The following is a 17,868-nucleotide window of genomic DNA, read 5'->3' on the forward strand; positions in this document are numbered from 1 at the left end:
AAGGTCTGGCCAAACGCAACCACAGGCTCTCCTGACCCAGCTTCCAGCTGTCGCGATCAAACAGAAAGCTGACCTTGTAGCGGCCCTCACTGTCGATGTGGCTGTAGGGATCATTGGCCAGCGAACTGGTCACGCGTGCCGGAACAGTCCCGGCCATCTTCGGTTTTTCCAGCAACGGCGGTCGAAAGCACAGGCTTTCCGAATAGGGAATCGCCTCAAAGCTCAGCTCGAAACTCATGTCCCGTGCGGCACGCAGCACTAATCGGGTAACAACCGCACCCGGCTCAAACGCCTGCGGCGCACCGCCTGAAACGTCGAGCACCTGCGCCAACGCCAACGACGCACTGCTACAAACACCGCTCAGCAACGTCTGCCCATTCAGGTACCGTTCATGCCGCAACCGCCCATAGAAAAACCCGCTTTCCCCCAGCAGGTCCTCATCCTGATCAAGCTTGTCGCCCAGCGCGGTATAAGGTTCGGCGTAGTGATACGCCTCGCCATAGGTAGTCGTGTCACCCCGGGTCTGATCCACCGAACCGTCCAGCCATGCACGGGCATCGCGATGGTGATAAGCCCGAAAGTGGATGCTTTTTTCGACCACCTCATGACTCGCCTGCAACTGCCAGACGCTGTCTTGCTCATTGCTTCCCAAACCCGACTGCGGGCGATACGGAAGACGGATCCGCGGCTTGACGTAATGCCGCTGATCGTCATGAAACTCGACCACCGCAAGACCCAATCGCTCGTCGTTGGTGAACCGGTACCAAATGCCCACTTCTGCGAGCAGGCGCGAAATGAAGGCCAGGTCACTCTCGCCGTACTGCATCACCTGCTCGCGCCGTGGATAGTCGCGCACCAGGGTGAACCGGAAATCCTGTCCCTCGAAATCATGGCGAGTACGCAAAACGCTCTCGACGATCTCCGGCACCGACTGGTGCTGATAAATCCGGTATTGCTTGCCACGCCCGAGCAAGGCCAGCAGCGGCTGCAAGGTCACTTCATAACGTGCCTCGTCCGCCGAGCCCGAGAGCCGCTTGAAACCGGTAATCACGCCATGCAGCGTGCGCAGCGCTTCGACCTTCGGCACCGGCAAGCCCCGAATGAGCTTGGGCAAGGTATGCGGGGCGGCATGCAGGCTGAACTGGGCGCTCTTGCCGAGGATTTGATCGGCCGCAATGTCGCGATCAAGGGAGGTGAATTCGATGCGGTAAAGAAACGGCTGACTCAATTGCTCCTCGCCCTCGAACGCCAATACATCAAGGGGCGCAGCGAGGCCATGAACCGCCAACTTGTGGCGGCTGTGATCGAAGAAACGTGCGATGGCGTCGTTCATCATTCGCCCTCCGCCAGCGCCACGTCACCGACGAAGTCCAGGATGATACCCGCGACTTCACAGTGGCCCAGCCGCACGCCACGGGTGACCAATTGCGCCGCCTGGCGCTGCAACAGTTGCTGACTGAGCACCGGCAAAATTTGTTGATTGAGCAGGCTGTCGATGTTTCGGGCGCCGCTGTCCGGCAGCAGGCAGGCGTCGACCAGCGCGTCGTGCAGGCGCGGGTCCACCTGGCAGTCGAGTCCGTAATGCCGGTTTAAACGGGCGGCCACCTTGTCCAGTTTGAGAGCAACGATGCGCTTGAGCGCCGCAGCCTCGAGTGGCCGGTAGATGAGGGTCTGGAAGCGCGCCAGCAGGGCCGGCTGGAAATGCTTGCGCAACACCGGCCGCAGCTGTTCGTGAAGTTCGCCGTCGGATGCGTCGGGGTGGTCCTGAACAAAGTCCTGCAGCAGGTCACTGCCCAGGTTCGAGGTCATGACGATGACCGTGTTGCGAAAGTCGATTTCGCGACCTTCGCCGTCGCGCATGAAGCCACGATCAAACACTTGGTAGAACAGATTGAGCACGTCGCGGTGGGCTTTTTCCACTTCGTCGAGCAGCACCACGCTGTAGGGGCGCTGGCGCACGGCTTCGGTGAGCACCCCGCCTTGCCCGTAACCGACATAACCGGGCGGCGCGTCTTTGAGCTGGCTGACGGTGTGGGCTTCCTGGTACTCGGACAGGTTCAGGGTGATCAGGGATTCGTCACCACCGAACAGCGTGTCGGCCAGTGCCAGGGCCGTTTCGGTCTTGCCGATGCCGCTGCTGCCGACCAGCAGGAACACGCCCAGCGGCGCATGCTCTTCGGTCAGCCCGGTTTTTGCGGCGCGCAGCCGTTGCGCCATCGCCGTCAAGGCGCGGTCCTGACCGATTACCCGATCCGCCAGCGTTTGCTCCAGCATCAGCAGGCTGGACTGTTCGTCCTTGAGCAGGCTGCTCAGCGGCACGCCGGTCCAATCCGCGATCACTTGCGCGACACTGCGTGCGTCAACGTCCAGCGACAGCAGCGGCGCGTCGCCCTGCACCGCCTTGAGCTGCGCCTGCACGGCCGCGTACGCCTCAGCGTCGTCCATGTCGGCATGGCGTGCGGCAAGCAATCGGTTGGATAATTCGAGCTCGTCGCCGTGCTGGCGCTCCAGGCTCGCCAGCGCTGCGCCATGGGCGGCAAGCTGCGCGGCGATCGCGGCCAGGCGCTCGTCGGCGTTGCGCCCATTGATGCGCGCGTCCTCCTCCAGCGCCTGGCGCTCCTGTTCCAGTGCGCACTGCAGCGCTTTGAGGACGACAATGGGCTGCGGCTGGCAATCCAGGCTCATGCGCACCCGGGCGCTGGCAGTGTCGAGCAGGTCGACGGCTTTGTCCGGCAGTTGCCGACCGGGCAGGTAACGGCGCGACAGCAGCACGGCGGCCTGGATGGCGGTGTCTTCGATGTGCACGCCATGGTGGCTGGCGTAGCGCGCCTTCAAGCCGCGCAGCATGACCATCGCGGTGGCATCGTCCGGCTCGTCGACCTTGACGGTCTGAAAGCGCCTTTCCAGCGCCGGGTCACGCTCGAAGTACTGCTTGTACTCACCCCAGGTGGTGGCGGCGATGGTGCGCAGTTCGCCACGCGCCAACGCCGGTTTCAGCAAATTGGCGGCGTCGACACCGCCAGCCTGATTGCCGGCGCCGATCAAGGTGTGCGCTTCGTCGATGAACAGCAGCACGGGGTGTTCGGCCTGCTGCACGGCTTCGATCACGTCCTTGAGACGCTGCTCGAACTCCCCTTTGACGCCGGCGCCCGCTTGCAAAAGGCCCAGGTCCAAGGTGCGTACGCTGACCGGTTTCAGGCTGGCAGGCACGTTACCCGCAACGATGCGCAAGGCCAGGCCTTCGACCAGCGCCGTCTTACCCACCCCCGGCTCGCCCACCAGAATCGGGTTGTTCTTGCGTCGCCGGCTGAGGATGTCGATGACCTGACGAATCTCGTCGTCACGGCCCAGCACCGGGTCGATTTCTCCCCTGCGCGCCTTGTCGGTGATGTCCTGCGTGAACCTTGCCAGCGCCGGATTCCCCGGCTCGCCGCCACACGCCTTAGGTGGTGCATTCGGGGTCAGGTCCAGACACTCTGGCGGCTGTTGGCGCTCGTCAGAGTGCTGGTCGAGCACCGGTAGCAGGTGACGCAGCTGCACATCGCTCACGCTGAGCAGCGGCCAGGCATCGACGCAGGCCAACAGCTTGGGGCTCTCGATCAGCGCGGCGAGTACGTCGGCCGAGCGCAGTTGCTGGTTGTCCTCTTCCATCGAGGCGCGCAGCCAGGCGTTTTTGATCAGCAACTGCAATTTGTCGCACAGCTGCGGCCGGACTTGCACGCTGCGCGGCAGGCTGTCCAGGTGGTCGAGCAGCCCGCGCCACAGCGCGTCGATGTCCCACTCGTAACGCCGGCCGATCAGCACCAGATCGCCGTCGCCCTGCCCCAGCAGTTTCAACAGCCAGTGCTCAATGGTGATGTGGCCGTGCCCGCGGCTTTGACACAGCGTCGCCGCCGCGCTGAGCGCCTGGGCGCAAAATGGGTTGAGGCGGCGAAGCAAACCTGAAGAGCTCTGTGCCATGGGTCGTCGTCCTTGTACGCAAAGGGGATCGTGCCGGCAGCGAGGCCGGTGGCCGGTCACTGCTTGCTGGGGGGGGGGGTCGTGGGTCGCGAGTTACTGGCGGGATGTGCTGGGTTGAACGCCCGCCTGCGGACCCTCAACCCAGCACACCGCAGCCGGCAGGCAAACGCTGCCTGCCGGCCGTGCAGCGTCAGGCGGTCTGTCGTTCGTTCCAAGAATCGGAGTGAATGATGTTGCCGTCCTTGTAGGTCCAGGTGACCTTCTCGTAGCGCAGCTCGATCATCTCCAGGTGGTTGTGCTTTTCCTTGGCCGGGTCTTTGACGTCGTGCATTTTTGGCGCGACGCGAACAACCTTGACGTTCTCAAGCAGGGTGTTGAAGTACTCCACTTCCTGGCCGGCGTCGTCGATGCGGTACCACTTGAACTCCGCACTTTTCAGGGTCTGCCCGGTGCCGACGGCCTTGTACAGGTACGGGCTGCTGGCATCGATTTCCTTGGTGAACAGAAACGGCGTGTGGACTCGCGCGCCGGTCAATTTGCCGGTGTTGTTGTCGGTGGGGATGTACACGCTGTGGTCCTGCGCGACGATTTCGACGCTGCCCTCCCGGGACTGCACGTTGACCGAACCTTTGATGTCGGCGCCGCCGTCATCTTTGAGCCAGAGGTAAACGGGAATAGCCATGTGAAACTCCTTTGCTTCAGTTTTCGAATGCCGCGATAGGCGACGGGTTAGCCAGTCCGGCCCCGGCGGAAAGCGACCCGCAGGCCCCCTCTTCCGGAACCAGACGGATGTCGACGCGGCGGTTGGCCCTGCGTCCCTGTTCGGTGTCATTGCTGGCGATCGGCTGCGTGGCGCCGAAGCCCTGAACGGCGAAACAACTGCCGGGAATGCCGCCCATGCGCTGCATCCAGTCGCGCACGGAAGCGGCCCGGTCGCGGGACAGGCGCAGGTTGTGCTGCACACTGCCTGTGGCGTCGGTGTGACCGGTGACGACGATCAACCAGCCCGGTCGGGCCTTGATGCCCACCAGTGCGTTGATCAAGATCTGCGTGGAGTCAGCCTTGAGCTCGGCTGAACCGATATGAAACAGCGAGAGCGTGTCCAGCCGCACCGGTTCAGGCGCGCGTGTGGTCATCTCGGCGGCCGGCCGGTAATTGCCGATCGCCGTCCAGACCGGAATCCTCAGTTGCTCCGCGCGGTACAGCCCCAGCCCCAGTGAGGCCGGCTCGCCGTAGCGGTAGTAGTCGTCCAGGCGGCGAGCGTGCTGGTGCAGCACGTTCAGCGCTGCATCACGTTGGGCAGCGGCCTGCCCACCTTGGCCTGCGATGTGGGTGATGGAGGTGAAGCGGCGCAGGTCGTCACCCACCTGACGCAACAGCAGGGTGTTTTGCCGCGCCGAACTCGACATTGCGACGATGACCGTGAACGCTGCCAGCCATAAGCCCACCACCGTGGCGCGGCGCACTGCGCTGTGGCCGTTGTGCCGGGGCAGCAGCTCCAACAGAGGGTCCGGCAGCGGCATCGCGCAGTCGTCTTGCGCCGCAACGGTCGGGGCTGCACGCAACGCCGTCTTCGCCTGCAGCCACTGTTGCCAGACATTGCCCGGGACCGCCGGCGGCAAGTCCGCCCCGCGGTGGATGACGTAGGCCACCGGCAATGGCGTGTGATGGCGGCCGGTGCGGGTGAAATACGGGGCCACGAACTGCGCCAGCCATGCCGCGCCGGCATTCATCTGCACGGTGGTGCGCAGCCGTTCGGCGCAGGCTTTGGGATCAGCCGCCTGACGCTGCCAGTCCTCGGCGCTGACGCAGCTGCCGTCGCCGCGCACCCGTGCAGAGGCACTGCCTGCCTCCCAGCTGAACCAGAGCGGTCGGGCCACGGAATCGGCATCATGCCGGCCAAGGCCGGTCGCGCCAGGGTGACGTGCGCTCTGCTGTGCCGGCTGATAGCTCACCACCCACAATGGCAACGCCAGGGCACGGCTGCGGATGATCGAAAGCTGGTGCTCCAGCGCCCGGAGCTGCCCGGCCAGCTCGGCGGTGTCGGCGCAATGCGCTGGGTTGACGATGCACATAACGCTCAACTGTGACCGCCATTGCGGACGCGCTGCCAGCAAGGACGCGACCTGCGAAGGCAGCGCCTCCACCGCCGGTACGCTGATGTAACAGCCGTTGGGCGTGAGGCGGATTTGGCTGTGCTCGACTGCGCCGGCGGCGCCGTCGGCACCGTCGGCACCGTCGGCAACTTCACGATTGCGAGGACCCAACAGCGCCAGGTGTTCCCCGCACACCAGCACCACCGGCTGGCCATACGCAACGCCGGGCAAAGACCGCCACGCCGCGACAGACAGCGACGCGCCAACACTCGCCGAGCGCCGACCTGCAAAGACCCACGCCGCGACGACCAGCGCCAGGGCAATCGCCCCTGAGACCGCCTGCGCACCAGGGCTCAGGGGCAACACGCTGATCAGCACGAGCGCAAGGCATCCGCACCATAGGACAAGACCATGCATCAGGTTGAGGGCCATGGGCGCGTCACACCCGCTCGATGAGGAGGGAGGCGACCAGCGCCGTCAGGTGCGAATCCAGCAGCCACCACAACCCGGCCAGCAACCCGCCGACCACGAGCAGGTGCAGCAACGGCGCCCGCAGCCAGGCCGGAACGGGCCCGCGTCCTCGGGCGTCGATCAGCGTGGGCAATGCCTGATCCGGCGCCGACGGCGGGACCCGTTCGTTGAGCGCATCCACCAGTTGCTGCCGTTCGGGGTCAGTGGTTTCTGAATAGCGGCCCAGGAAACCCAGCATCAGCACGCGGTGGTAAACCGTGAGCACACACAGATCCGGCGATGGCTCGCGCAACACGTCGCGCATTTCCTCATACAGAAACTTGCCGGCCTGATGACGCGCGAAATACCGTGCCTGAAGCGGCTCCTGCGCCCATTGCGCGCGTGTCGCCTCATCGCCGCAGGCCAGCACCGTTTCATCCAGCAACGCACATTGGGCGTAACTGATGTGGTCAACGTTGCGCTGGCTGACGCCGGCCTTTTTAAGGGCAGCGCCCACTTCCACGACCTGCCTGGCGCACAGGTCGCGCAACGCATCGCCGTCCTGGACACTGCCCCCCTGGCGCAGTTCGATGACCAGCAAATAGCTGTCCAGCAGCAACGGGTCGACATTTACCTGGGGCGCCACCGGCGTGGGTGCAATGGGCCGGCTCATGAGCGCAACACCGCAAACAGCTCCAGCTTGACGTCCGGCACTGTGGTCGGCACGTAGAAGGCACAGACCCCTTCGGCGAGCACCGCCTGGCCGCTGGGATGGGCAAAGTCGAGGGCGAAATACTGATTCTCGAGACGCAGTGGAATCGCCGCAGGCACATGGCTGAGCGGTTGCAACGGCACGCCATCCAGCGCGGCGTTGATCAATCGATCGACGTCATCGGGCGTACCGACCTTGCACAGCCGAGGGAACTGCGCCTGCAGTTGCGCCGGCGCCTCACGGCAGCGCACGGACAGGTAAAAGTCCGCCGCGGCGGCCTCGCGCAGCCGTGGGTCGTTGAACGTTACGTGCCAGCGACCCGCCGTGATGTTCTCCAGCGTCAGGGCGATCACCCGCGACGGCAGGCTGGCTTCCAGCAATGTGGAGATCATCTGCATCAATGGCGGGAAGACCGCCGCTAGATCGTCGTGACGGTACGCAGGGATGCCGTCCACGTCGTGCTCAAGGGAGAAGGTCAGCAAGGCGCCGGCCAGTTTCACCAGTTCCTGATAGACCTGCTCCGGATGACGCTCGGGGCCGGCCACGAAATCGGCGAGTACCGGTTGATAGGTGTTGAGCGCGTTGAGCAGCCAGAACAGCGAGACGTCAGCGACCGCGAAGTCGGCCATGCGCTGATTGCTCTCGCGGCGCATGCCCATCAACCGCTGGCGCTTGGACGCCAGCTGGGTCAGTAGGTTGTCGAGCTGCACGAGCAGCCCCGGGTGCCCGGCGAAACTCAACAACGGCGGTATGAATGCGTCGTCCAGCCCCCAGCGACCTTGTCCGTCGCGCACCAGCCGGGCAACCGGGCAGGTCAGGAAGTTGGCCGTGTCATCACTGTCCAGGCGCAGGCTGAGCACGTGTTCGAGCACGCCAATCGACTGCTGATCGTCGCCATACAGGTCCTGCACCTCACGCCACGCCTGGCGGTAACGCACCGGCCGGTCAGCGCGGGCGCCCTCCATCAGGCAATTGCCGCCGTTGGCCTGTTCCAGCGGCAGGCACAGCAGCACAGTCACGCCCTGCCCTGCAGCGATCTGGATCAGATCAAGGGCCAGCGCGGCGGGCAACGGGTCGGCTACGTCCGTGTCGATCAGCGTGCCGTCCGCCAGACGCACACGCAGCGCGGAGGCTTTAAGTTTGCCCAGCCGCAAGGCTTCAGGGTCGAACCGCGCAGCCTGCACACCCCACGGATGCACCCGTGACAAGTGCGCCACGCATTCATTGGTCCAGGCTTCCCAGCGCGACTGTTGCTGGAATTGTTGCTGGGACAGCAGTGCGCCGCCAGCCCATAGAGGTCGGTCGATTTTCATGTTGTGCTCACCTATGGCCGACGTCAGGTTTTGGCTTTGGGCATCTGGGAAACCAGAGACAGATTCACGTCCATGCCTTCCACCTGGAAATGCGGCACGGCGTACAGCTTCACGCGGAAGAACCCCGGGTTGTCATCAATGTCTTCCACCGTCACCCGGGCATCGCGCAACGGGTGCGAGGCTTGCAGATCGTCGCCCGGGTCGGTCATCTCGGTGACCAGGCCGCTGATCCATTTATTCAGTTCCAGCTCCAGCAAACGCCTGTCTTTGGTGGTGCCGATGTTTTCGCGTTGAATCAGCTTCAAATAATGCGCAATGCGCGACAGCAGGAAGATATAAGGTAGCCGCGAGTTGATCCGGCTATTGGCCGTTGCGTCGGCGGTGTCATATAACGCCGGCTTCTGCGTGGAATTAGCGGAAAAGAAACAGGCGTAATCACGGTTCTTGTAATAGGAAAGCGGAATGAAGCCGAGGTTGGCAAATTCAAATTCACGGGTTTCCGGAATCATTACTTCCGAAGGAATTTTTACCTGACTGCCCGTGCCTAGGTCATACAAATGAATGGGCAGGTCGGTCACGGCTCCGCCTGACTGCGGCCCGCGAATCTGCACGCACCAGCCATTGGCAATGAAACTCTTGACCATGTTGGCGGCAAACGCAAAAGAGGCATTGGTCCACAGATATTTGCTGTGGTCGGTGCCTTTGACACTTTCGATGTAATTGAAACTGCGCACCGGAACAGTGTCCGGCCCGTAAGGCAGACGCCCCAGCACTCGCGGCATGGTCAGACCGATATACCTTGAATCATCGGTATCGCGAAAAGACTTCCATTTGATGTATTCAGCGCGGTCAAAATAATTGCCGATGTCCTTGATCGCCGCCACCTCTTCCATGGTGGATTTACCAAAGAAGGCAGGCCCTACCGAACCTACAAACGGCATGTGCGCCGCTGCAGCGACTTTCGAGATGTTACGCAGCAGCGCAATGTCTTGCGGACTGCGATCAAACTCGTAGTTGGAAACGGCCGCCGCAATGGGTTCGCCGCCCGGTGTGTCGTATTCCTGGGTATACGTGTGCATATACAAACCGCTTTGGGCGATCTCGGGCGCGTCTTCGAAGTCCTGGACCAGATGGTCCTTGCTGATGTCCAGCAACTCGACTCTCACGTTCTGCCGGAAATCGGTCTGATCGATCAGCGACTTCACACCGCGCCACGTCGACTCGACCCGCTGAAACTCTGGATGGTGCATGACCGCATCGAGCTGGCGGCTTATCTGCCCGTCCAGCGAGGCGATGTGCTCGTCCAGCAGGGTTTTATCGAGGCGCTGAACCTTGCGCGACGCGCCCTTAAGCAGGTTGAGGAACACGCTGACCGCTGCGGTCACGCGCTCGTCGGCAGAAATTTCAGACAGCGCTTCGTTGTTCTGAAATGCCTCGATGTCACCCAGCGTCGACACCGGGCTCAGGTTTATTTTGGAAAACAGCGCGCTATAGACGCCCGTGCTTTCTTCGGACAAAACGGTGCCGCCGCCCGATACTGCGGACGAGTGTTTCGAAGACATAGTGATACCTGCTTTAAAAGACCCGGTTGATTAACGCTCTGCAGGGGCTGTGAGCAGCGCCAGTTCAGCGCGCAACTCGTTGCTTAATGCTTCATCTTTTACGATGCGCTCAAGCTCAAGGCGGAATGTCGCGTTATCGAGCAGATTTGATTTGAGGTCACGCAGCAGATTGCGAGTGGCCAGCAATGCGCGCAGTGAAGGGATTTGCCTTGCCACTTGCTCGGGCTCGAAATCCTTCATCTTTTCAAATTTCAAGTCCACCGACGCATCAGAGCCATCGCCGGCAAAGGTGTTCTCAACGGTGAGTTTCAAGGCAGGTGAGAATTCGGTCAGCACATTGTCGAAATTATTTTTGTTGATATTGATTTTGCTGCGTTCAGACAACGGTCGATCTTCCTGACCATTGCTGTAATCGCCCAGCATCATCAATTTGAGAGGCAGTTCCACTTTTTTCTGCGCACCGCCCGTGTGCAAATCAAGTTTTATATTGACCCGGGCCTTTGGCACTTCATTTTGAAAGCTGTTTGAAGCCATGACGTCTCCGTGAAATCAACTGTATGCAATGAGCGGAATATCTGTATTGCTGCGCCTTTTGTATCAGGCAAGTGCCCTTGACCCAAGCGGTCAAGTTTTAACAAGTGTGAGCAACGAATCGGCCGATTAAGTTTGCGGTGGATTCGAGAAGTGCCAAGGCTAATGCCCTACGCATAAAAACTCCACCCACCAAATACAGGTCGAGAGCGATCCTACGGAAGTCTAGAAAGTTTCCTACAAATTAAATGCGAATAGCGGAACAAGTGCACAGGCAGAATGCATGGCCAATACAGTGGCAGCGAGTTTTCCAGTACAGATATAAAAAACCGCAAGCGGTTGAACAGCGTCAGCTGCGCAACACACCTGCGGTTATTAACTGCAGATGAATCAGAAAATGTAATCCGTGGTCAGGAACGTCGATTCGCGGTTATGGATGATGTCGCTGATCAGCGCCTTGTTGCTCTCCTGGAATTTGGTCGCCACCAACGTACGGATCGAGAACACGCGCAGCGCGTCGTCCACCGACAAGGTTCCTTCAGCCGAGTTCTTGCGGCCGTTGAACGGGAAGCTGTCGGGGCCACGCTGGCATTGGGCGTTGATGTTGATGCGCCCTACCTGATTGGCAAACGCATCGACCAGACGCCCGACCTGCTTGGAGTCGTTGCCGAAGATGCTCAACTGCTGGCCGAAGTCAGAGTCCAGCACGTACTCGATAACCGTCTCCAGATCGCGGTACGCGACCACCGGCACCACTGGCCCGAACTGTTCTTCGTGGTACACGCGCATGTCCGGCGTGACCGGGTACAGCACAGCCGGGTAGAAGAATTGCTCGTGGGTGGTGCCGCCGCCTTCGTTCACCACCCTGGCGCCCTTGCTCACGGCGTCGTCCACCAGCCCTTGCAGGTACTCGGTCTTGCCAGGCTCGGGCAAAGGCGTCAGTGACACACCCGGCTCCCACGGCATGCCCGGCTTGAGCTGAGCGAGTTTTTCTTCGAATTTTTCAAGAAAGCTGCCGACCACGTTTTCGTGGACGAAGAGGATCTTCAGCGCCGTGCAGCGCTGGCCGTTGAACGACAGGGAGCCGGTGATGGCTTCCGTCACTGCGTTGTCCAGGTTCACATCCGGCAGCACGATGCCCGGGTTCTTGGCGTCCAGACCCAGGGCGGCACGCAGACGGTGCGGCTTGGGGTGCAGCTTTTTCAGGGCGCTGGCCGCCTTGTTGGTGCCGATGAAGGCAAACACGTCGATCTTGCCGCTGGCCATGAGCGCGCTGACCGTCTCGCGGCCGCTGCCGTAGATCACGTTGATGACGCCGGCCGGGAAGCTGTCGCGGAACGCCTCAAGCAGCGGACGAATCAGCAGCACGCCGAACTTGGCCGGTTTGAACACCACCGTGTTGCCCATGATCAGGGCCGGAATCAACGTGGTGAAGGTTTCGTTCAGCGGGTAGTTATAAGGGCCCATGCACAGGGTGACGCCCAATGGCACGCGGCGAATCTGGCCGAGCGTGTCCTGCTCCAGCTCAAAGCGGCTGGAGCGACGGTCCAGTTCCTTGAGCGCATTGATGGTGTCGACGATGTAATCGCAGGTGCGGTCGAACTCTTTCTGCGAATCCTTGAGGTTCTTGCCGATTTCCCACATCAGCAGCGTGACCACGGCATCGCGCTGCTCGCGCATCAGCTTGAGGAAGGTCTCCACGTGATGGATGCGGTCGGCGACACGCATGGTCGGCCACGCGCCCTGACCCCGGTCGTAGGCTTTGACGGCAGCGTCGAGTGCGGTCATAGCGGTGTCGGCGTCCATCAGCGGCGTGCTGCCCAATACCACGGGTTCGAGACCGGCGTCGGTCCGCAGCGAGACAGGGCTCAGCACCGGCGCCAAAGGCCCTTGCCACTGGTGCAGTTCGCCATTGACCAGATAATCGCGCTGCTCGATGGCGGGACCTGCGCGAAACTGCTCAGGAATCTCGTCGGCGCGCGGGTACAGGTTGTCCAGGCGGGTGTGCAGGGTCATCTCATTTACCTCTTCAAGTCGATCAGCGTGGCAAACAGGCTGAACACACTACGCCTCCGTCGCCGCCGAATGAAGCCTTGAGATCAATGTATGTCGAGGTAGCCCACCTGCGCAGCAGGCGGGCCAGAGCGGCCGGTTACGCCAGCGCCGTCTGGTTGCGGCCCGACGCCTTGGCCCGAAACAGCGCCTTGTCCGCCAGGCCGAGCAAGCCGTTTACATCCGCATCGGCCTTGCCCATGGCCGCAACGCCCAGGCTGGCGGTCACACCTTCGTCATGCCGGCAGGTGATGTCGGCAATCGCCTGCCGCAGCTGCTCGGCAATGACGTGGGCGGCTTCAATGGACGTATTGGCCAGCAACAACGCGAACTCTTCCCCGCCGAGGCGCCCGCAGACATCGCCCTCGCGCGCAGACTCGCAGATCACCCGGCCGATTTGCCGCAACACGTCATCCCCCGCCTGATGGCCGTGGCAGTCGTTGATGCGTTTGAAGTGATCGATGTCCAGCATCAGCGCGCACAGTGGCAGGCGGCTGCGCTTGCACGTGTCGTAGGTGCGTTCGGCCAGATGGAAAAAGGCCCGGCGGTTTTTCACCCCGGTCAGTTCGTCGGTCTGCGCGGCGTGGTCGGCAATGCGATGGGCGTGCTCCATTTCGCGGCCCAGGCGGAAGGCCCTCTCCATCGACTGGGATAACTTGCGCGTCGCGCTCGCCACAAAACCGGCAAAGATCAGCGACGCCACCGCCATCCCCAATTGCGCGGTCTGGGGCTGAAACAGCAGCCAGACCGACGAAGGCAACAGCACCAGCGCGATTGCCACCAGGGTCATGGATCGGTAGGCCGAATAGCACGACACTGCGCTCACCGACATGCCCACGGTAAACAGCAGCACCAGCGTCTGGGTCAGCAAGTCGCCGGCCTGCATCAGCGCCAATGCGCCGCAGCCCCAGATGCCTGCGGAAAGGATCAACGTGATCCAGTAGGTAGTTTCCCAGCGTTCCGGGGTGCGAGTGGCTTCCGGCACCCGAAAATAGGCCGTCAGCATGACCAGGCGCAAGCTGGCCGAGCCGCCCACCAGGCTGAGCCAGCCGCTGATCAAGGAGTGGTTCAGGCGCTCCCAGCAGATCCACGAGAGCATGGAGGCCGCCAGAACACTGCCGAACACCGAGAAGAAGCTCTGCCGAAACAGCAACTGCAGCCGATCATTACGCACTTGGGCGCGAATGCGGGCGTCGCGTGAAGATTGGGAATCCTGGTACATCGAGTTCGCCTGAAACTGGCATGAGAGGTTCACCGATTGTGGCATCGTGCTATGACGCTTAACAACTGGCGCGCCAAATATCCGCCATCCGGTAAGGCCAAATTGGCCCCGGCGTGCAAACGCGCGCAAAATATTGGCGCACGGGCGCGCAAGTCGGTTGTTGAATGGCTACCTTGACTTATCGAGCAGCTCCACCAGCTTCAGCGCATCCGCGGTGGCGGCACCGCTGGCGGTGTTGTCGAAGATGCACCACACCGGCGCACCACGCTGCGCCTGGGCCTGAAGCGCCGCTGCCAAACGGGCCAGATACTCAGTCTCGTAGGCGCTGTAATAGATGCGCGGCGCGCCGTGCAGTCTCCAATAGCGCAGGCCCTCCCAGCCAGCGGGCTGACGGTCGTTGCTGAGACGTGACGGATCAACCGCCGCCTGCGCTATTCGATGGCCGGCCAGCATCGGCTCAGCCTGCACCCAGCTTTCATGGCGGGGTTCGATCACCACAGGGCCGGCGAAGCGCTCGCGCAGCTGGGTGAAAAAAACCTCAGCCACGTCGGCCTCAAACGCCAGCGAAGGCGGCAACTGCAGCAGCAGGCAGCCAAGCCGCTGACCCAGCTCCCCGCACTGCCCGAGAAATTCATCCAGCGCCTGGGCGCTGCCCTGCAAACGCTGCTCGTGGGAAATGAGTTTTGGCATCTTCACCGAAAACCGGAAATCTTCGGGCACGGACTCGGCCCAGCGTGCGTAAGTTTGCGGGCGATGGGGGCGGTAGAACGAGCTGTTGATCTCGGCGGTATTGAATTGCCTGGCGTAGCGCTGCAGGTGGGTACCCTCACCTGGGAAGGCTGGCGCATGCTCGCGGCCCAGGCTCCAGCCGGCGCAACCGACGAACACCTTGGCGGGGCCGTTCAAAACAACACCTGGGCGGCCTCGCGCATGAAGATTTCCGCCGTCTTCGGCCCGATGCCGTCGAACGACTGAAGGCGCTGCTCGAAGTCACGCCGGTCCGTGCTCGCCTCCCGCATACCGCTGACCGTGCCGCCGTATTCAGCCAACAGCCTGGAAGCCAGCGTCTGCAGACGCGTCGAGGTGGACTCGTCATAGCGCGCATAGCCGCCCTCGCCCAACATCTGCACCAGCTCCCGATGTGTGCAACCCGCCAGTTTGCGCGGTGTGTCGCGGCCGTGCTTGTCGACGATAACGTGCCATGTCTGCACCGCCACTTGGGCACGGATTCGCTTGCCCATCAAAAAGCTGGCCAGCAACCATTTGAACAATGCGCTTTCACCGCCGTGCACAAGATCAATGCCCAGCGCGTGCGCTGTGACGTTCACGCCCATGCCACTCTCCTTCGTCCGGTTTGTGCAGTGACTTCGTCCGGGGCGGATGAGTTCGATTTTTCAGCGAGCGGTGAAGTGGCCGTGGAGCGGCCGTAACGGCGGCTATGACAGCGAAAATTGAAACGAGGGCTTCAGGCGTTGGAAAGCTGGTTGATCCCGATGACCTCACCGCTCCAGATCATCTCGTAGTGAGCGCTTTGCACGATTGACGTGACGTGGCGCGGCGTCAGCAAAGCCCAACAGTGATTGCCGGGTGAGCGCACCGAGCGGTAGCGTAGCCCGGCCAGTCCCGCTTCCTTCGCCGCCTTGCCCAGCCGGTGCGACTGCGAGTAGTCGTCGGGCGCGTAAATGGGGTCCGACGCGGGCACCGCAGTGGCATCGACACTGCCCTGCTCGCTGAAGCTGCAATACAGGCTACGGAACACAAAGCGCTCGTACTTCAGCGCCGCCACTCGCGACCAGTACAGCTGCTGGTGATGGCGTACCTCGGCAATGGCCGTGTCAACCGTATCGGCCAGGTACAGCACGCCGAACTCGCCGCTGCTGAAGCGCGAACCGGCCGGGTTGACGTGGGTAAAAGGTGCCACAGCGTATGAACACCCCGGAATGCCGAACGGAATGTCGGCCAGAGGAATCAGCTCGATGCGTCCGACTTCGTTCAATAACCTTGGATTGGTCAGGGCCTGAATGCGGTACAGGGTTTCAAACTCGGCAGCGTCCGCCACGTCGCTGAACAGCTCGATGGGCGGGAATTTGGAATTCACCAGCCGATAGGCGTGCTGTGCCTCGCCAGCCAGTGCAGGGAGGCTGTCCGGCGTCACCATTGCGCGCCCCGGAGGGTGTCGATACGGCGGAAGGTTTCATACAGCGAGATCATGTCGCCCTGGGCCATGACGTCCAGCGGCTTTCGTCCGTTGAAGAACTCGTTGTGGTTTTCCATCGACGGGAAACCGTAGGCGTTGTCGGGGTTATCGAACAACGTCCTGAGTGCAGCGTGGATGTTCAGCACGAAGCTGACGCGTTGCATCTGGTCCTGATCGAGCGCGACCGACCACTCGGCGTCGCCTTGCCGCGCCCGGGTGTAGGTGCTGCGGGAAATGCGCAAGACCTGGCAGGCTTGTTCACTGGTGGCTGTCCATTTGTCCAGAATGCGCAACGCTGCCCGCAAACCCACCACACATTCGGACTTGGACAAGTGTCTGGCTGGGATGGCAATGGTCATTGGAGTACCTGTGACTGGACTGAATTTGGCTCTATAGGCGCTACATTACTCCAATTGAATCCATGGACGCAATGTCAAGTGCGATCGCCAATGAGACGACGAGGCGTACGGTGATCACGACCATCCCACTGCCGCGCAAAAAAATGCACAAACCCGCACGCCCACGGTCAGCCTTTTTAGTTGGCTGCCCAAGGCAGTCGTGTCACCGCATTGTTGAACGGAGAGCTCACCCATGTCTGAAAAACACCTACTCGTGGCCGGCGCCAGCGGGGTTATCGGCAGTGCTGTCGTCGACAGTTTCGCCGAGGCCGGGTGGCAGGTGGCGACTGTTGGCAGGTCAACCACCGCACCCAGCCACTTCCCTCATCTGAGTGCCGACCTGCTCGAACCGCACACCCTGGCGTCATTGAAGCCCAGCCTCAAGGGCGTCACCCATCTGTTCTACAGCGCCTTGAAACCGAACAGCGACCCGGGCGTCGAGGCGGATGAGAACGCTGCGATGCTGGAGAACCTGGTGGCGGCGCTGCGTAGCGCGGGGGCCGGCCTGGAGCGCATTACCTTTGTGCAGGGCGGCAAGATCTATGGCGCACATCTGGGGGTGTACAAGACCCCTGCCCGCGAGGATGACAGCCGCCACTTCCCGCCCAACCTGTATTTTCGCCATGAGGACTTCGTCAAAAGCCTCGAAAGCGAGGGCATCAAATGGACTGCGCTGCGCCCCGATATCGTCATCGGCCATTCCATTGGTTCGGCGATGAACCTGGGCAACCTGATTGGGCTGTATGGGGCGCTGTGCCGCGAAACCGGCACGGCGATGCAGTTTCCTGGCTCGGACGTGGCCTACCGCAACGTATTGGTCAACGTCACTTCAGCCGAGCTCATCGGCCAGGCGGCGGTCTGGGCAGCCGTCGAGGAAAGAGACGGGGCTTACAACCTGACTAATGGCGATGTATTTCGCTGGAGCCATGTCTGGCCGAAGCTGGCCGAGTGGTTCGGTCTGGAAGTGGGCGAGCCGCAACCCATCTCCCTCACCCAGCGCCTGGGCGCCTTGCGCCCTGTGTGGAAAAGCCTTGCGCAACGCGAAGGCCTGGCGCAGACCGACCCAGACCGTATCGCACTGGGTTCGTTTGGCGACTTCATTTTCCATGTCGAAAAGGACGCGATCTTCGACGTCACCAAAGCGCGTCAGGCAGGGTTCACCGGCATGAGTCTGCGCTCGGACGAAGCGCTGCTGGCGCATTTGGAAGGCATGCGCGCGAGGAAGTTGATTCCGTAACCCAGCCACGATGCGGATAACGCATGTGCCCTGCCCGTTTGGTCAGCGGGCAAGGCACTGCGCAAGAGCAGCGGTCGGTATGTGAAAAAAGCGTGAAATATTTCTTTGTAACAGGTGGTAATGATTCGCATCTTGATT

General features: G+C 61.9%; 15 protein-coding genes. 1 reads left to right on the plus strand and 14 read right to left on the minus strand.

The genetic code is table 11. The features are described 5' to 3' along the window. The 14 genes from QRN48_RS12500 to QRN48_RS12565 form a co-directional block, all read right to left on the minus strand. A partial coding sequence (locus QRN48_RS12500; protein ID WP_285350885.1) for a type VI secretion system Vgr family protein occupies window positions 1-1,333 on the minus strand: 1,333 nt, incomplete at its 3' end. Further along, window positions 1,333-3,960 (minus strand): type VI secretion system ATPase TssH, encoded by a 2,628-nt coding sequence (gene tssH, locus QRN48_RS12505; protein WP_285350886.1) that lies wholly within the window; start codon window positions 3,958-3,960, stop codon window positions 1,333-1,335. The genes QRN48_RS12500 and tssH, both read right to left, overlap by 1 nt. Before the next feature lie 190 nt (window positions 3,961-4,150). Beyond that, window positions 4,151-4,642 carry an Hcp family type VI secretion system effector gene (locus QRN48_RS12510; RefSeq protein ID WP_037010309.1) on the minus strand — a complete coding sequence of 164 codons (492 nt, stop codon included), beginning with the start codon at window positions 4,640-4,642 and terminating at the stop codon, window positions 4,151-4,153. A gap of 16 nt (window positions 4,643-4,658) precedes the next feature. Continuing rightward, the gene (locus tag QRN48_RS12515; RefSeq protein ID WP_285350887.1) at window positions 4,659-6,488 is read right to left on the minus strand and encodes an OmpA family protein; all 1,830 of its coding nucleotides are present in this window, start codon (window positions 6,486-6,488) and stop codon (window positions 4,659-4,661) included. Window positions 6,489-6,495: 7 nt separating this feature from the next. Continuing rightward, complete coding sequence (gene tssL, locus QRN48_RS12520) at window positions 6,496-7,179, minus strand: type VI secretion system protein TssL, short form (protein WP_285350889.1); 684 nt, start codon at window positions 7,177-7,179, stop codon at window positions 6,496-6,498. Then, window positions 7,176-8,531 carry a type VI secretion system baseplate subunit TssK gene (gene tssK / locus QRN48_RS12525; RefSeq protein WP_285350892.1) on the minus strand — a complete coding sequence of 452 codons (1,356 nt, stop codon included), beginning with the start codon at window positions 8,529-8,531 and terminating at the stop codon, window positions 7,176-7,178. Before tssK ends, tssL begins: the two co-directional genes overlap by 4 nt. Window positions 8,532-8,554: 23 nt before the next feature. Next, window positions 8,555-10,093: a type VI secretion system contractile sheath large subunit gene (gene tssC / locus QRN48_RS12530; protein ID WP_285350895.1), complete on the minus strand. Its 1,539-nt coding sequence runs from the start codon at window positions 10,091-10,093 to the stop codon at window positions 8,555-8,557. Between the two features lie 30 nt (window positions 10,094-10,123). Beyond that, window positions 10,124-10,627, minus strand: coding sequence for a type VI secretion system contractile sheath small subunit (gene tssB, locus QRN48_RS12535; RefSeq protein ID WP_285350897.1), 504 nt, complete (start codon window positions 10,625-10,627; stop codon window positions 10,124-10,126). Between the two features lie 387 nt (window positions 10,628-11,014). Continuing rightward, complete coding sequence (locus QRN48_RS12540) at window positions 11,015-12,640, minus strand: NADP-dependent glyceraldehyde-3-phosphate dehydrogenase (protein ID WP_191943300.1); 1,626 nt, start codon at window positions 12,638-12,640, stop codon at window positions 11,015-11,017. A gap of 136 nt (window positions 12,641-12,776) precedes the next feature. Further along, window positions 12,777-13,898, minus strand: coding sequence for a GGDEF domain-containing protein (locus tag QRN48_RS12545; RefSeq protein WP_191943301.1), 1,122 nt, complete (start codon window positions 13,896-13,898; stop codon window positions 12,777-12,779). 168 nt (window positions 13,899-14,066) lie between these two features. After that, entirely contained in the window at window positions 14,067-14,804 is a 738-nt protein-coding gene (locus QRN48_RS12550; protein ID WP_285350900.1) for a DUF72 domain-containing protein, read from the minus strand. Then, window positions 14,801-15,232 carry an HhH-GDP family DNA glycosylase gene (locus QRN48_RS12555; RefSeq protein WP_191943302.1) on the minus strand — a complete coding sequence of 144 codons (432 nt, stop codon included), beginning with the start codon at window positions 15,230-15,232 and terminating at the stop codon, window positions 14,801-14,803. The genes QRN48_RS12550 and QRN48_RS12555 overlap by 4 nt, the downstream gene beginning before the upstream one ends. 131 nt (window positions 15,233-15,363) lie before the next feature. Then, window positions 15,364-16,056: an RES family NAD+ phosphorylase gene (locus tag QRN48_RS12560; RefSeq protein WP_191943303.1), complete on the minus strand. Its 693-nt coding sequence runs from the start codon at window positions 16,054-16,056 to the stop codon at window positions 15,364-15,366. Beyond that, window positions 16,050-16,454: an antitoxin Xre-like helix-turn-helix domain-containing protein gene (locus QRN48_RS12565; protein WP_191943304.1), complete on the minus strand. Its 405-nt coding sequence runs from the start codon at window positions 16,452-16,454 to the stop codon at window positions 16,050-16,052. Before QRN48_RS12565 ends, QRN48_RS12560 begins: the two co-directional genes overlap by 7 nt. 232 nt (window positions 16,455-16,686) lie before the next feature. On the opposite strand from QRN48_RS12565, the gene QRN48_RS12570 reads away from it, so the two are divergent. After that, window positions 16,687-17,730 carry an SDR family oxidoreductase gene (locus QRN48_RS12570; RefSeq protein ID WP_285350904.1) on the plus strand — a complete coding sequence of 348 codons (1,044 nt, stop codon included), beginning with the start codon at window positions 16,687-16,689 and terminating at the stop codon, window positions 17,728-17,730. Window positions 17,731-17,868: the final 138 nt, after the last annotated feature.

Source organism: Pseudomonas sp. ME-P-057 (assembly GCF_030208975.1).
GTDB lineage: Bacteria > Pseudomonadota > Gammaproteobacteria > Pseudomonadales > Pseudomonadaceae > Aquipseudomonas > Aquipseudomonas lutea.

Bases quoted from the DNA above. Each gene is read 5' to 3' on its own strand.
- QRN48_RS12570 (WP_285350904.1), top strand. From the start codon at position 16,687: ATGTCTGAAAAACACCTACTCGTGGCCGGCGCCAGCGGGGTTATCGGC.
- QRN48_RS12555 (WP_191943302.1), bottom strand. From the start codon at position 15,232: ATGGGCGTGAACGTCACAGCGCACGCGCTGGGCATTGATCTTGTGCAC.
- tssH (WP_285350886.1), bottom strand. From the start codon at position 3,960: ATGGCACAGAGCTCTTCAGGTTTGCTTCGCCGCCTCAACCCATTTTGC.
- tssB (WP_285350897.1), bottom strand. From the start codon at position 10,627: ATGGCTTCAAACAGCTTTCAAAATGAAGTGCCAAAGGCCCGGGTCAAT.
- tssL (WP_285350889.1), bottom strand. From the start codon at position 7,179: ATGAGCCGGCCCATTGCACCCACGCCGGTGGCGCCCCAGGTAAATGTC.
- QRN48_RS12510 (WP_037010309.1), bottom strand. From the start codon at position 4,642: ATGGCTATTCCCGTTTACCTCTGGCTCAAAGATGACGGCGGCGCCGAC.
- QRN48_RS12540 (WP_191943300.1), bottom strand. From the start codon at position 12,640: ATGACCCTGCACACCCGCCTGGACAACCTGTACCCGCGCGCCGACGAG.
- QRN48_RS12565 (WP_191943304.1), bottom strand. From the start codon at position 16,454: ATGACCATTGCCATCCCAGCCAGACACTTGTCCAAGTCCGAATGTGTG.
- QRN48_RS12560 (WP_191943303.1), bottom strand. From the start codon at position 16,056: ATGGTGACGCCGGACAGCCTCCCTGCACTGGCTGGCGAGGCACAGCAC.
- QRN48_RS12545 (WP_191943301.1), bottom strand. From the start codon at position 13,898: ATGTACCAGGATTCCCAATCTTCACGCGACGCCCGCATTCGCGCCCAA.
- tssK (WP_285350892.1), bottom strand. From the start codon at position 8,531: ATGAAAATCGACCGACCTCTATGGGCTGGCGGCGCACTGCTGTCCCAG.
- QRN48_RS12515 (WP_285350887.1), bottom strand. From the start codon at position 6,488: ATGGCCCTCAACCTGATGCATGGTCTTGTCCTATGGTGCGGATGCCTT.
- tssC (WP_285350895.1), bottom strand. From the start codon at position 10,093: ATGTCTTCGAAACACTCGTCCGCAGTATCGGGCGGCGGCACCGTTTTG.